The 14,557-nt window shown below is 71.1% G+C and carries 12 protein-coding genes; 7 read left to right on the top strand and 5 right to left on the bottom strand.

Going from position 1 to position 14,557, the window contains the following annotated elements; translation table 11 throughout:
* The first annotated feature begins 88 nt into the window (after window positions 1–88).
* A complete protein-coding gene (locus ACFYW7_RS28210) occupies window positions 89–1,486 on the top strand; it encodes an FAD-dependent oxidoreductase (protein WP_389507309.1) in 1,398 nt (465 codons plus the stop codon).
* A 200-nt stretch (window positions 1,487–1,686) separates the two neighbouring features.
* Here ACFYW7_RS28210 and ACFYW7_RS28215 read toward each other — a convergent pair whose 3' ends face one another.
* The 3 genes from ACFYW7_RS28215 to ACFYW7_RS28225 form a co-directional block, all read right to left on the bottom strand.
* Window positions 1,687–2,919 (bottom strand): MAB_1171c family putative transporter, encoded by a 1,233-nt coding sequence (locus ACFYW7_RS28215; RefSeq protein WP_389507312.1) that lies wholly within the window; start codon window positions 2,917–2,919, stop codon window positions 1,687–1,689.
* Between the two features lie 523 nt (window positions 2,920–3,442).
* Complete coding sequence (locus ACFYW7_RS28220; RefSeq protein WP_389507314.1) at window positions 3,443–4,294, bottom strand: class II fructose-bisphosphate aldolase; 852 nt, start codon at window positions 4,292–4,294, stop codon at window positions 3,443–3,445.
* A gap of 52 nt (window positions 4,295–4,346) precedes the next feature.
* Window positions 4,347–5,228: an SIS domain-containing protein gene (locus tag ACFYW7_RS28225; protein ID WP_389507317.1), complete on the bottom strand. Its 882-nt coding sequence runs from the start codon at window positions 5,226–5,228 to the stop codon at window positions 4,347–4,349.
* Between the two features lie 122 nt (window positions 5,229–5,350).
* Between ACFYW7_RS28225 and ACFYW7_RS28230 the strand changes: the two genes are divergently transcribed.
* Window positions 5,351–6,130, top strand: coding sequence for a DeoR/GlpR family DNA-binding transcription regulator (locus ACFYW7_RS28230; protein ID WP_389507319.1), 780 nt, complete (start codon window positions 5,351–5,353; stop codon window positions 6,128–6,130).
* A 355-nt stretch (window positions 6,131–6,485) separates the two neighbouring features.
* Here ACFYW7_RS28230 and ACFYW7_RS28235 read toward each other — a convergent pair whose 3' ends face one another.
* On the bottom strand, window positions 6,486–7,574 hold the full coding sequence (locus tag ACFYW7_RS28235) for a GNAT family N-acetyltransferase (protein ID WP_389507321.1): 1,089 nt from the start codon (window positions 7,572–7,574) through the stop codon (window positions 6,486–6,488).
* Between the two features lie 500 nt (window positions 7,575–8,074).
* Between ACFYW7_RS28235 and ACFYW7_RS28240 the strand changes: the two genes are divergently transcribed.
* Both ACFYW7_RS28240 and ACFYW7_RS28245 read left to right on the top strand, forming a co-directional pair.
* Window positions 8,075–9,520: a glyceraldehyde-3-phosphate dehydrogenase gene (locus ACFYW7_RS28240; protein WP_389507323.1), complete on the top strand. Its 1,446-nt coding sequence runs from the start codon at window positions 8,075–8,077 to the stop codon at window positions 9,518–9,520.
* A 288-nt stretch (window positions 9,521–9,808) separates the two neighbouring features.
* Window positions 9,809–11,011, top strand: a complete 1,203-nt coding sequence (locus ACFYW7_RS28245; RefSeq protein WP_389507325.1) for an MFS transporter — start codon at window positions 9,809–9,811, stop codon at window positions 11,009–11,011.
* A 366-nt stretch (window positions 11,012–11,377) separates the two neighbouring features.
* On the opposite strand, the gene ACFYW7_RS28250 is transcribed toward ACFYW7_RS28245, so the two are convergent.
* Entirely contained in the window at window positions 11,378–12,373 is a 996-nt protein-coding gene (locus ACFYW7_RS28250; RefSeq protein WP_389507328.1) for a helix-turn-helix domain-containing protein, read from the bottom strand.
* 161 nt (window positions 12,374–12,534) lie between these two features.
* Between ACFYW7_RS28250 and ACFYW7_RS28255 the strand changes: the two genes are divergently transcribed.
* From ACFYW7_RS28255 to ACFYW7_RS28265, 3 genes are all read left to right on the top strand, one after another.
* Window positions 12,535–12,843 (top strand): hypothetical protein, encoded by a 309-nt coding sequence (locus tag ACFYW7_RS28255; protein ID WP_389507330.1) that lies wholly within the window; start codon window positions 12,535–12,537, stop codon window positions 12,841–12,843.
* Between the two features lie 172 nt (window positions 12,844–13,015).
* Window positions 13,016–13,243, top strand: coding sequence for a hypothetical protein (locus ACFYW7_RS28260; RefSeq protein WP_389507332.1), 228 nt, complete (start codon window positions 13,016–13,018; stop codon window positions 13,241–13,243).
* 108 nt (window positions 13,244–13,351) lie between these two features.
* A complete protein-coding gene (locus ACFYW7_RS28265; RefSeq protein ID WP_389507334.1) occupies window positions 13,352–14,539 on the top strand; it encodes a tachylectin-related carbohydrate-binding protein in 1,188 nt (395 codons plus the stop codon).
* The last annotated feature ends 18 nt before the right edge of the window (window positions 14,540–14,557 follow it).

Below are 14,557 nucleotides of genomic sequence, written 5' to 3' on the forward strand. Positions count from 1 at the left end.
CGGAATCGGCTCACTTTCCGATCTTCCGTATGCGTGAATGTGTTCGAACATAGAGTGTGGGCGCCTGCCCATGACACCTGGGAGAACCATGTCGCGCCGTGCTGTCGTCATCGGTGGAAGCGTGGCCGGCCTGCTCGCCGCCTCGGCCCTGTCCCGGTACGTGGACGAGGTGACCGTCCTGGAGCGCGACGAGCTCCGCGACGGGCCGTGGGCTCGCAGGCGGCTTCCGCAGGCCCGGCACGCTCACGTCCTCCTGCCCAGCGGACGCGACGCCATCCAGGAACTGGTTTCGGGGGTCGACCTCCGCGAACGCCTGCTCGCGTCGGGAGCTCTCGAACAGTCCCTCTCCGACGTACTGGATCTCGGCCCGCAGGGCTGGTTCCGGCGTTGGCCGCCCGTGACCGACGAGCTGCTGCTCACCCTCTGCAGCCGCGACCTGCTCGACTGGACCGTCCGTGACGCCGTCCTCGGGACCACCTCGGTCACGGTCCACCGTGCCGAGGCGGTGGCCCTGCTGGGAACGGCCGGGCGCGTCACCGGTGTACGGGTCCTCGCCGACGGCGTCGAGCAGGACCTGACGGCCGATCTCGTCGTCGACGCCGGCGGACGGGGATCGCGCGTCGAGCACTGGCTCGAAGCGCTCGGGGTGCCGGAGATACCCACCGCCGAGGTCGACACGGGGCTCGTCTGCGCCAGCCGCCTGTTCCGCGTCCCGGTCGGCGCGGAGAACTTCCCGCTGACGCGGGTCGAGGCGGACCCCGCCGACTCCCTGCCGGGGCGGTCCGGAGTCCTGGTGCCGATCGAGGGCGGCCGCTGGATGGTCAGCCTCGCGGGCTCCCACGACGGCGAGCCCGGCACCGACCCGGAGGGCTTCACCCGCTTCGCCCTCGGCCTGCGCGACCCGATCATCGGCCGGCTCGTCTCCGGTGCCGAGCCACTGAGCGAGGTGTTCCTCAGCCGGAGCACCCGGAACAGGCGCCGCGACTTCGAGAAGGCAGCCGTGCCCGAGGGGCTGGTGGTGCTCGGCGACGCCGTCGCGACCTACAACCCCGTCCACGGGCAGGGTGTGTCCGTCGCGGCCCAGGGGGCTCTGGCCCTGCGCCGGCGGTTGCGGCAGGAGGACGTCACCACACCCGGATTCGCCCGCGCGGTCCAGCGCGCGGTCGCACAGTCGGTCTCGGCCGCGTACACGCTGAGCACTGCCCGGGACCAGTGGTTCCCCGAGGTCATCGGCAGGGCTCCGACGCTCGTGGACCGGCTGCTCAGGCGCTACACGAGCCGGATGGAACGCGTGGCCACCACGTCCTACCCCGTGTTCGCGGCCAGGTGCGCGGTCAGCACCCTCCAGGCCGAACCGCGCCGGCTCGCGCATCCCAGGCTGCTGATGGCCACGCTGCGGGGGCCCGTCATGGAACCCCTCTCCGGTCCGCCCCTGACCCCCGTGGAGAGCGCCTACCTCGACGCCGTGAGCCCGGTTTTTGTCTGACGACGCCCACGAACGGGCGCGGGCCTGACGGTCCGCGCCCGGGGAGTCCCGTCGCTCCGTACGAGACCCGAGGTCCGAGTCCGACGCCCGAGCGGGAGACGTGCGCCGCCGTGGACCGGTGGCGCCCCCGGTGTACACGCTTCGGGGTGCCGTCGGCAGGGCGTGCGGCCCGCACCGGTCGCCGAGGTCGTACCGGCGCGTCAGGAGAGCTGCCGTACCACGCTTCCCCCCGACTGGATCGCGGCGTCCACGATGGGGGTCCGCACCGCCCGGGACAGGCTCAGCAGGGACGGCTGGCCCGTGTCCAGCGAGCGCGGACCGGCGACGGGGCGGCGGACCCGCGCGCTGACGGAGACGACCACGTCGACGTCCCCGACCGACAGGCCGATGGTGCCGGTCCGCGCGACGGGGGACGGAGCCTCGGCGAGAGCGGCGACGGCGACCATGGCGGCCAGCCCGATCACCTCGGCGTCCGCGGCCGAGGACCCGGCGGCCAGCGCCTCCCGGGCGGCACGCTGCCGGACCTGGTCGTCGAGTTGTCCGGCCAGCCGCTTGAGGCCGTCGCGAATGGCCGTCTCCCGCGTGGTGAGCCGCAGTTCGACGTCGCCGATCGTCCGCCACGAGAGCGCCGCGACCCCGCGACGCCGGCCGCTCTGTCCCGACAGCAGGCAGAACAGCGGACGCAGGCGGACGAACGTGATGGCGGAATCGACGCGTGGACCGACGAGGGGCAGGATGTATCCGGCCGAGGCGAGGCAGGAGCCGACGGCCACGAGCGGTGCGACGCTGGTGCTGAGGCCGTCCCATTGGTGACCGAGCCAGTGGGCGGTCAGCGCGACGGACTTGACGACGCCATAGGCGCTGGTGAACAGCCAGCCCACCACGAGCAGCGCCAACGACCCACGGGTCCAGCGCTTCACCTTCCGGGTCCAGCGCCAGCACAGCAGCGTCGTCGTCACCGCGGCCACCGTGTGCGCCGTCAGGTACAGCACGATCATCTCGCGGATGAACGGGGTCGAGGCGTAGTAGGTGTCGAAGTCGGACCGGCGCTCGACCGGAGCGTCCCCCAGGGTGAACAGGACGCCTTCGGCGACGATCACTCCCAGATAGCTGAACAGCCAAGCCCGGGCCGTGCGCCGCACCTTGGTGGGATCACTGCCCCGCCAGTGCACGATGAGGATCAGGGAGGCCGCGCCGAAGGCGGTCACCGCGCCGTAGGTCAGCGGCGCGGCGACGTTCGGGATGCCCGTGAGGTCGTTGACCAGCGCGACGGTGGGGGGTGCGCCGAGCACGAAGCAGAGTCCCGCGATGAGGATGACGGCGCAGAAGGACCGCTTGAGCGGATCTCTCCGGTGGCGGCGCAGGTCGGGCAACTGGGCGGCGAGGCCCATCCAGAGGATGACGGCGGCCAGGTAGTAGATCAGTCCGTTCACATCGGGCTCGAGGACGTCGGCCGACGGACTTCCCGGCGGGTGCCGGGCCGCGGAGCGGCGCGGGGCGGCACGATGTTCACCCGGGCGCATGTCTTCCCGTCATGCGCCAACGTGCTATTACCAGCCAGAAGTTGACCGCTCAAGGCCGCCTCCGTCTCCCCGCTCGGCCCGGCGTCGGTTCCGCCCCGAAAACACGCCAACCCCTGCTCCCCGCCTTATCGGGGCATACGGGCGCCCGCCCGAGCGGACTTCGGGCCGGTGTCCCGTCCGCCGGTCCGCCGTACCCTTTCGGCCTTCTCATACTTGTTCACAGTAGCCACCTTGTCACCCGGTCGAACGGCGGTCGGTGCAAAAGCACATGGGCCGGGAGCGGTCCGGCCCTGCCGGGCAGCGCCGACGTGACCGCTTTGGCCCCCATGTCAGGCTGTGGGAACCCTCGTCGGTGGCGCAGGGACCCGCGTCGGTGGCGCGGACGAGCCCGGCAGCCGCGGCCACTGCCGCGACTGCCGGACCGAAGCGGGGCTCACCCCCGCAGCACGGCGATGAGCCGCGCCACCGTCTGTGCCATCGCCTCCCGTCCCACGCTGAGGTACTTCCGTGAGTCCACGGCCTCGGGGCGGGCCGCGAGGAACTCCCGGATGGCGCCCGTCATCGCGATGTTCAGCGCCGTGCCGACGTTGACCTTGGCGATACCGCCCTCGACGGCGGCGCGGAGCTCGTCGTCCGGCACGCCGGAGGAGCCGTGCAGGACGAGAGGGACGCCGAGCGTGGCGGCCAGGCGTTTGAGCAGGGCGTGGTCGAGGGTGGCGGTGCGGGTGGTCATCGCGTGCGAGCTGCCGATCGCCACGGCCAGCGCGTCCACTCCGGAGTCGGCCACGAAGGCGCGGGCCCCGGCGGGGTCGGTGCGGGCGCCGGGCGCGTGCGCGTCCCTCGGCGGCTCACCGTCCTTGCCGCCGATCTCGCCCAACTCGGCCTCGATCCAGAGGCCTTGGGAATGAGCCCAGTCGGCGGCCGCCCGGGTGGCGGTGAGGTTCTCCTCGTAGGGCAGGCGCGAGGCGTCGTACATGACGGAGCTGAATCCGGCACCGGCCGCCTGCCGGAGCAGGTCGTCGCTCTGGACGTGGTCGAGGTGCAACGCGACGGGCACCGAGGCGCGTTCGGCGGCGGCGATGGCGGCGCGGGCCAGCGGGAGCAGCCGCCCGTAGCGGAACTTGACCACGTTCTCGCTGACTTGGAGCACCACGGGCGCTCGGGCGGCCTCCGCCCCCGCGACGACGGCCTCGACGTGCTCCAGGGTGACGACGTTGAACGCGGCGACGGCGGTCCGCTCCTCCGCCGCTCGGGCGACCAGCTCGCCGGTTGCCGTGAGGGGCACAACTCCTCCTTCTCCGTGGGTGGTCGGGATGGTCGTGATGGTCGGGCCGGTTTCAGTCGCCGAGGATCACCGAGCGGGTGAGGTGGCGGGGCCGGTCGGGGTCCAGGCCGCGCGCCGCGGCGACGGCGACGGCGAGCCGCTGGGCGCGGACGAGTTCGGCGAGCGGGTCGAGGCCGCCGCCCACCCAGAGTCCACCGGTCCCCCGGACCTGTTCGGCCAGTCCCTCGGGCGCCTCGCCGAGCATCCAGGTCGCGGTGCCGCGGGTGGTGACGCTGATGGGGCCGTGCCGGTACTCCATCGCCGGGTAGGACTCGGTCCAGGCGAGGGACGCCTCCCGCATCTTGAGTGCGGCCTCGTTGGCGAGCCCGACGGTCCAGCCGCGGCCGAGGAAGGTGAACTGCGCGCAGCCGACGAGCCCTTCGGGCAGCGGGGTGTCGAGCGCGGTGCGCGCGTCGGCCACGACGGCGTCGCCGTGGAGACCGAGGTGGGCCCGGAGCAGGGTGAGCGCGGTGGTCGCGAACCGGGTCTGCACGACGGAGCGCTCGTCGGCGAAGTCGAGCACGACGACCTCGTCCGCCGACCGCATCACGGGGGTGCGCGGATCGGCGGTGACGGCGGTCGTACGGGTGTGTCCGCGCAGCCGGCCGAGGAGTTCCAGCACTTCGGTGGTCGTCCCCGAGCGCGTCAGGGCGACCACCCGGTCGTAGGAGCGGCCCGCCGGGAACTCGGAGGCGGCGAAGGCGTCCGTCTCGCCCTGCCCGGACCGTTCGCGCAGTACGGCCGCGGCCTGCGCCATGAAGAACGAGGTGCCGCACCCCACGATCGCGACCCGTTCCCCCGCGGCGGGCAGCGCGTCCGCGTGCACCGCCGCCCGCTGGGCCGCGCGGATCCAGCACTCGGGCTGGCTGCTCAGTTCGTCCTCGACATGGGTCATGCCCCACCCCTCCCAGCGATGCTCGTTCTTGCAAGATATAGCCAGCTTTCGAGCACAATCAAGCATTCGAGCAGGAGTGGGGTGCGCTAGGGTCGCGGAAGATCGAGGACTGGAGGGTGCGGATGTCCCGCGACGCCCGTTGGAACGCTCTGCTGGAGCTGCTCGTGGAGCGGGGCCGCCTCGAGGTCGAGGAGGCCGCCACACGGCTGGACGTCTCGGCGGCCACGATCAGGCGCGACTTCGACCAGCTCGCCGAGCAGCAGATGCTCGTGCGCACCCGGGGCGGCGCGGTCGTGCACGGCGTCTCCTACGAACTGCCCCTGCGCTACAAGACCGCCCGGCACGCCTCGGAGAAGCAGCGCATCGCGAAGGCGGTGGCCGACCTCATCGCCCCCGGCGAGGCGGTGGGCCTGACGGGCGGCACCACGACGACCGAAGTGGCCCGCGCCCTGGCGGTGCGCCCCGACCTGGCCTCGGGCTCGCCGGCGCTGACCGTCGTCACGAACGCCCTGAACATCGCGAACGAGCTCGCGGTGCGCCCCCAGTTCAAGATCGTGGTGACCGGCGGGGTCGCCCGGCCCCAGTCCTACGAGCTCGTCGGCCCTCTCGCGGACGGCGTGCTCGGGCAGATCACGATGGATGTCGCGGTGCTCGGCGTGGTCGCGTTCGACGCCACGCACGGCGCCGCCGCCCACGACGAGGCGGAGGCTGCTATCAACCGCCTCCTGTGCGAGCGCGCCGAACGCGTCGTCGTCGCCGCCGACTCCAGCAAACTGGGGCAGCGCGCGTTCGCCCGCATCTGCGCGGCCGGTTCGGTGAGGACGCTCGTCACGGACGCGGCGGCGGACCCGGAGACGATCGGACGGTTCGAGGAGACGGGGATCGAGGTCATCGCCGTATGACATCTCCCACCCACCCGCCCGCCTTCGACGTGGCGCCCCGGATCCGAAGCCGCCGCCGGGCGTCGAGGTGATCGCCGTACGCCGATAAGCCCTCGGTTCCGGGACGAGCCGAACGCGGTGGGCCGTACGAGCGGCCCACCGTTCGACCGGTCGACCCGCCGGGCACCGCTCGCCCCCTCGCCGGGCGCCCGGGCGCTCCGGTCGACGTGACGCCGGTCGGGCGAGGTGCCGGCGGGCATGCCGAGGAGGCGGGCGGGAGTCCGGGGGACCGCGGACGGTCCGCGCGGACGGCGCGACCGGGCCCCTCCACCGCGGCGACTCCCGCCCGGTCGCGCACCCGGAGTTCCGCTCCGTCTCAGTCCAGGTGGCGGGGCGGGCGCAGGGTGCCCACGGTCTTGAGGAGCCGGTCGGCCGGGTCGCGCAGCGTGGGATGCGCGAGGACGGTGTTCCGCAGACCGCGCACGGGCCGGCGCCACATCCGGTGCGCCGCCGCCACCGGATGGGGGCGGGCCACGAACCCTTCGCTGACGCGCAGTTCACGGGTCTTGAGCCAGTCCTTGTACTCCTTGTCGCCGCGCCCCAGGTCGAGCAGGCTCACGCCGTGACGGCCGGCCGCCTCCGCGGTCCGCAGATGCATCAGGAGCCCGGGCGAGTACCGGTGCAGTTCGGGGTCGTACGCGGTGAACCAGGCCGCGAGCACGGTGCGCGAGCGTGGCCCGAAGTGGGCGGCGACCGGCCGGTCCCCGGCGTAGAGCACGGACAGCACCCCGGTGAAGTGCTCCTCCCGGACGTCGAACAGGTGGTCCACCAGATCGACGATCCAGGGCCGGGCGAACCGGTCCATGCGCCCTGTCCTGCGGTACTGGGCGGACTTCCACCGCATGAGCGTGCGCAGCATCCGCGGGTCCCGCTCGTCGAAGACGAACCGCACCTCCCCCACGTCGCGCCCGAGGCGTCTCTCCTTCTTCAGCGTCGTCTTCGCCTGGCCCGGATAGGCGCTGCGCAGCCACTCCGGGTAACCGCTGTCCCCCGGCTTCAGATCGACGACCGGGGAGGCGAAGGCCCCCGTCACGTATCTGCCGAACGGTTTCTGTTCCTCGACGAGATGGTCGAACTCGAAGATGGACATCCCGCAGGCGCGCAGCACCTCCGGCGCGTCCCAGGTGACCCCGGGCCTGTGCACCAGCGCCTGGCAGTCGGAGAGTCCCAGGCCGATGGCTCTGCCGACGCCGAAGACGTTGCGTTCATAGGGCAGGAAACCGACGGGCTCCCCGCCCTCGCGGAGGACCGCGAGGTGCGTGCCGCTCCGGTATCGGGCGACCCCCGTCGCGAACTCCGGCGCCAGGAACGGATTGGCGTACTCGGGTGATTCGTCCATCGCCTGGTGCCAGGCCTCGCGCAGCGGGACGCTCAGGCCGTCGAGTCCGTGGATCGTGATCTCCACCTCAGATCAACCGCCCTTCCATGGGTGCCGCGAGGGATGTACCGGTCACAGCACGGGCCAGTGGGGCGTGTGGATCTTCGGAGGCCGATAGGGCGTGTGGATCTCTCTTGCTGGATCGCATGGGCGACAGCTCCCCCCATGACGCGCTGTCCGCGTCCTGCCACTTTTCTGATTCTTGCCGACCCTCACCGCACAAGGATCCGTCTCCCGGTCGAGACCGGAGATCCGAAGCAAGCGGCAGGGGCTCAAACGTCGCGAAACAGTACGCACGCTGTCAAGGGTGCCTACCGCAACGAAAGGGTCCAGGATGGAAGACGGACGGTTTGCCGTACTGCTGGACGACGCTCCCCCGCGTCGCACGACAGGCCGCGCGGAGGCCGAAGCCCCAGGCCCCGAACGCCTTTGCGGACTCCGGCCGCCACCCAAGTGGACACCACGTGAACGACCGGAAATGGGCTCCGGTTAGCATATGAGCGCCACCTAGCTCGAAAGATGATTCTGTGACTGTCAACGACGACGCGTTCACCAACTGGAAGACCCGCGAAGAGATCGCGGAGTCGATGATCCCGATCATCGGGAGGCTGCACCGGGAGCAGGACGTCACCATCCTTCTGCACAGCCGCTCCCTGGTGAACAAGTCGGTGGTCAGCATCCTCAAGACCCACCGCTTCGCCCGTCAGATCGCCGGCGAGGAGCTGTCGGTGACCGACACCCTGCCGTTCCTGCGGGCGCTCACCACGCTCGACCTCGGCCCGTCCCAGATCGACATCGGCATGCTCGCCGCGACGTACCGGGCCGACGACCGCGGCCTGTCGGTCGAGGAGTTCACCGCCGGCGCGGTCTCCGGCGCCACCGGCGACAACAAGATCGAGCGCCGCGAGGGCCGTGACGTCGTCCTGTACGGCTTCGGCCGCATCGGCCGTCTCATCGCCCGCCTGCTCATCGAGAAGACGGGTTCCGGCAACGGCCTGCGGCTGCGCGCCATCGTCGTGCGCCAGGGCGGCGACCAGGACATCGTCAAGCGTGCCTCGCTGCTGCGCCGCGACTCCATCCACGGCCAGTTCCAGGGCACGATCACCGTCGACGAGGCGAACAGCACGATCATCGCCAACGGCAACGAGATCAAGGTCATCTACGCGAGCGACCCGTCCGAGGTCGACTACACGACGTACGGGATCAAGAACGCCATCCTCGTCGACAACACCGGCAAGTGGCGCGATCGCGCGGGTCTGTCGAACCACCTGCGCCCCGGCATCGACAAGGTCGTCCTGACCGCGCCGGGCAAGGGCGACGTCCCGAACATCGTGCACGGCGTCAACCACGACACGATCAAGCCGGACGAGCAGATCCTGTCCTGCGCCTCCTGCACCACCAATGCGATCGTGCCGCCGCTGAAGGCGATGGCGGAGGAGTACGGCGTCCTGCGCGGCCACGTGGAGACCGTCCACTCGTTCACCAACGACCAGAACCTGCTGGACAATTACCACAGCTCCGACCGCCGGGGCCGCTCCGCGCCGTTGAACATGGTCATCACCGAGACGGGTGCCGCCTCCGCCGTCGCGAAGGCGCTGCCCGACCTCAACGCGCCGATCACCGGCAGTTCGATCCGGGTCCCGGTGCCGGACGTCTCGATCGCGATCCTCAGCCTCCGCCTGGGCCGCGAGACCACCCGCGAAGACGTCCTGGACTACCTCCGCAAGGTGTCGCTGACCTCGCCGCTCAAGCGCCAGATCGACTTCATCAGCGCCCCGGACGCGGTGTCGAGCGACTTCATCGGCTCGCGCCACGCCTCGATCGTCGACGCGGGCGCCACCAAGGTGGACGGCGACAACGCGATCCTCTACCTCTGGTACGACAACGAGTTCGGCTACTCCTGCCAGGTGATCCGCGTCGTGCAGCACGTCTCCGGCGTGGAGTACCCGACGTACCCGGCTCCGGCCGTCTGAGCCGTCGGCGGCACGTGCCGCCGTCCGGACGGACGGGACGGCGGCACGCGGCGTCGTGGGGCGACGCGGCACACAGAGAGTCGCGGGGCGACCAGGAATCCCGTCTTCGGGATTCCTGGTCGCCCCGTTCGTGTCCGCCCGTCGCAGCCAGCCCGACGCGCGCCGGCACCCGCCGATCGGCGCACCTCGACGTCACCTCCTCGCCTCCCCCGCCAGGCTTTCCCCCGCCCCGCTTTCCGACGCCCCGCCTCCCTTGCTCCGAGCAGGGCACCCGTCTAACGTGAGTTTGTGCCGCAAATAAACAAAATCAGCCCGCACAACGTCGTGCCGGACCGCTCCCTCACCCCGCTCCGCGTCGTCCTGACCGCGTTCTTCGCCCTGGACGGCTTCGTCTTCGCCGGCTGGGTCGTACGCATCCCCGCCATCAAGAGTCAGACCGGTGCCTCCGCCGGCGCCCTCGGTCTCGCCCTCCTCGGGGTCTCCGCCGGCGCCGTGATCACGATGATGCTGACGGGACGGCTCTGCCGACGGTTCGGCAGTCACCTGGTGACCGTCGTCTGCGGCGTGCTGCTGTCGCTGAGCGTCGTCCTGCCCCCGCTCACCCACTCGGTACCGGCCCTGGGCCTCGTCCTGCTGGTCTTCGGCGCCGCGTACGGCGGCATGAACGTCGCCATGAACAGCGCGGCCGTCGACCTCGTGGCCGCACTGCGGCGCCCGGTGATGCCGGGGTTCCACGCGGCGTACAGCCTGGGCGGGATGCTCGGGGCGGGACTCGGGGGACTGGTCGCCGGACAGCTGTCCCCGACGCGCCACCTCCTCGGGATCGCGGCCTTCGCGCTGGTCGTGACCGCCGTCGCGGGACGCGTACTGCTCAGGCAGGACGTCCCGGCGTCACCGGACCACCCGGAGGAGGCCCACAACGAGGTACGACCGCTTCCCGACGGGCGCGTCCGCGGCCTGGTCGCCGTCTTCGGGCTGATCGCCCTGTGCACGGCGTACGGCGAGGGCGCGCTCGCCGACTGGGGCGCGCTCCATCTGGAGCAGGACCTGGACGCGCACCCGGGTGTCGCCGCCGCCGGTTACTCGTGCTTCGCCCTCGCCATGACGATCGGCCGGCTGAGCGGGACGGCACTGCTCGAACGACTGGGCCGGACCCGCACCTTGGTCGGTGGCGGCACCACCGCCGCGCTCGGCATGCTCCTCGGTTCCCTCGCGCCCTCCACCTGGGCGGCGCTGCTCGGTTTCGCCGTCACCGGACTCGGCCTCGCCAACATCTTCCCCGTCGCCATCGAACGGGCCGGCGCGCTCGCGGGCGCGAGCGGGGTGGCCGTGGCCTCCACCCTCGGTTACGGGGGCCTGCTGCTCGGGCCGCCCGCGATCGGGTTCATGACCGACTGGTACTCGTTGCCTGCCGCTCTCACGAGCGTCGCCGCGCTGGCCGCGCTGGCCGCCGTGATCGGATTCGCGACCCGCCGGGCCGCCGTGGCGTGAGGGGCCGGGGCCCGACCGCCGCGGCCTGCGCCTCCCACGGGTCCGAGACGACCGTCCCGTGCTCCCGCCTCCCGACTCCCACCTCCTGCCGCCCGACTCCCGTCTCCTGTCACCCCTCAGCCCTCACGTCCGCGACGGTGACCTTCACGGACGCGCCCCCCAGGGTCGGCGACCGGCCGCCGTCAACGACCATCACCGGCACGACTCCCGTGATGTCAGGGGGCTTTCGAGACAGCGGGAGCCGGCGGCGAGGGGAGACGGCGGGAAGCCATCGATGAGAGACGATCACGACGGCCTCCGGCGGCAGCGGCTCCCGATCGCGGTCCACCGGCGCCGAGGACCGTGCCGCCCCGTGTCGGCCTCGGCTCAAGGACGGGCCGGCAGCCAGCCCTGCTGGACGGCGCGCACGCCCGCCTCGAAACGACTGCGGGCGTCGAGGCGGTCCATGAGTTCGGAGGCTATCCGCCGGGCCGTGCGGTGCGACACCCCGAGCCGCTTGGCGATCGCTTCGTCGGTGTGGCCCTCGGCCAGGAGACGGAGGGCGGTCGCCTGCTGACCGTTGAGCCCGTTCGGGTCCGTGGAGACGACCTCGCCGAGCGGCTGCGCGGCTTCCCAGGTGGTCTCGAACAGCGCGCACAGCGCGGTGAGCATGCCCTGGCCGGTCAGCAGGACGGCGCCCGCGGCGGTGTCGTCGCTGCTGACCGAGATCATGGCGGTCTGCCGGTCCATGAGGATCATCCGGGTCGGCAGGGACGGAGCCGTTCGGATCTGGCCTCCCAACCGGGCCAGCCAGGTGGCGTGTTCGACGGTGGGCCGGTTGGCACGGACGCTGTCGAGATAGATCGTGCGCATGCGCACCCCTCGCCCGAGCAGATCCTGGTTGAGCGGCCGTGAAGCGGCCATGTTCTCCGCGGTCTGCGGCCCGCCCGGGGCGAAGGTCAGGAACTCCTCGCGCACATCGCGGGTCAGCACGGCCAGCCGGTCCCTGATCTGGTCGAGGCCGACCAGCTGCTCCACCCCGGGATGGCTGGTGGCCGGACGGAGTTCGGCGTACTCGGAGATGAGCTGGGCCGCGGCCGCGCGGGAAGCCTCCAGACGCTGCTGATGGGCCGCCAACCGGGCCTGCTGGCGGCCCATCAGGATCTCCATGCCGATGTCCGGGGAAACCGCCCGGAGCCGGCCCGCGTCCCCTGCGGCGGGACGCACCAGAGCCAGTCCGCTCAGCGTGTCGAGGGCATCGCCCACCGCTTCCCGGGACAGCCCCGCAGCGTCGGCGAGCGCCGCGACACCCGCACCCGGGTGTCTGAGCATCGCGCGGTACACCGTCTCCGCGACAGCATCGAGCCCGAGACCGGTCAGCATCTGGATTCCCCCCAGTTCCCTGCGTACGACATCCCCTGTCCGAGGATGATCTTCGCAGAGGGCCAAAGGTTGTACACAGAGGCAGGACTAAAGCGGCCATGGCCCCAATTGGCCAACGCTTAGGGCGACTTGCTCCCAAATCTCACTGCGACTCTGAACGCATGTACCTGATCCACGCACATCTGGAGCTGCCCTCCGGAGAAGAACCACCGGTGAACATCAAAGTGCTGGTGCGATCGGCGATCGTTCCCCGTGACCGTGTCGAGCACATCTCGGTGCACCCCCTCCCTCCCTCCGAACTCATCCTCGGCTTCTACCTGTTGGCGGCGAGGCTCGAGGAAGCGGAGGAACGGACCGTTCGGGTCTGCCACCGACTGCTCCGCGACGTACCGCAGTTGGCCCTGGCCCGACTGACGGGCGCGGGGGTTCCGTTGATGCCGCTCGCCTTCGAACCGTCGAGAGTGGACTGAGCCGGGCCTGGCGTGGACGCATCCGTCCAAGGCCCTTTCCGTCCATCCATGAACTCTTCTCACGGCCCTGAGCTGCGACGAAGCTACTGAGCACCGGCCGAACGGAGCGTCACCGCGGGACGCGACGGCAGACCGGACACCGCATCTCAGCCCGGAAGAAACGGAAACAGCCATGCTTCGCACCCGAATCGCCAAGGTCGCCGCGGTCTCCTCCCTCGTCGTCGCATCGGCTCTCGCCGCCCCGGTCGTCACGCTCTGGTCCGCCGGGGACGCGGCACCGGCCTCTTCCGTCCTCAGGGCCGACGCCGGCTGGCAGACCACCCCGGCGGACGCCGGCTGGCAGGTCACGCCTGCGGACGCCGGGTGGCAGGCCGCCCCCGCGGACGCCGGCTGGCAGTAGGCCGCCGATACGACCGCTTGCTGCGGCAGCCCTTCCCCCCCCACCGGCCCCAAGGCCACCGTCCGACGCCCGCATGACCGACCGCAACCGCCCCAGGGGGACCGAAAAGTGACGAAGATCCGTGTGAACGGCCGCGGAATCGCGGGCCTGCTGGCGGCCGGTGCGCTCAGCGCCGGGCTCCTCACCGTGACCGCCTCCACCGCCGTGGCGGCCACCACCTGCTCCGGCGGGGTGAACGTCTACGGTCTGCTCGACGACGGCAGATTGACGTTCAGTCAGATCAACCCGGCCACCGGAGATCTCGCCAAGGTTCTCGTCGGGCCCGACCTCGGCTTCGAGCCGAAGGCCATGGCGACCCTCAACTTCAACACAATCCTGGTGACTTCGACCTCCGGCGCCCTCTATCGCGTCGACGTCAAGACCAACAACACCAGCCTGGCGCTGCTGAACGCGCCGGTGAAGATCGTCGACGGCGGCTGGACCCACGACAAGCTGACCTACGACGGCCACGGCCACCTCTACGGCACCACCGCCGCGGGCCTGTTGCTGCGCTACAACGTGACCGAGGACAAGCCCGCCGGCTCCCAGCACATCGGGGCGCGCACCGAGATCGACACGGGGTTCGTCCTCAAGACCCTCACCGCCACCGGCGACGACCGTCTCGGCGCCACGACCGACGACGGACGACTGATCGACTACTCCATATCGGGCGCGGGCTCCTGGAAGGGCAACACCCTCAAGTCCTCCGGCTGGTCCGGCTTCAACCAGCTCGTCTCGCCCGGTGCGGGCCTCTACTACGGCCGCCTGTCCTCCAGCGCCATGTACTGGTACAAGGACGCCGACCCGACCGACGGTTCCGGCTCCGACATCACGTACCACCTCGACGACCCGGTGAACACCAGCGGCTGGACACAGAGCCTGCTGTCCGCCCAGCCGGGCACCTATACCTGCACCACCACCACGGACACGGTCGACCGTACCGACATCGCCGCGGTGAAGGCCGCCGGCCGGCAGCTGATGAACAAGAAGGACGCCTCCTGGGCCACTTCCGCGCAGTGGGCCTGCCTGGACACGCTCTGGGACCATGAGAGCGGCTGGCGCTGGAACGCGACCAACTCCTCCTCCGGCGCGTACGGCATCCCTCAGGCGCTGCCCGGAACGAAGATGGACGTCGCGGGCGACGACTGGAGGGACAACCCCCTCACCCAGATCAAGTGGGGTCTGAGCTACATCGACGGCCGTTACGGCTCCCCCTGCGACGCCTGGAACTTCTGGCAGGCGAACTCCTGGTACTGACACCGACGGACGTGAAAA

It is taken from the genome of Streptomyces sp. NPDC002580, assembly GCF_042889485.1.
Taxonomy (GTDB): Bacteria; Actinomycetota; Actinomycetes; order Streptomycetales; family Streptomycetaceae; genus Streptomyces.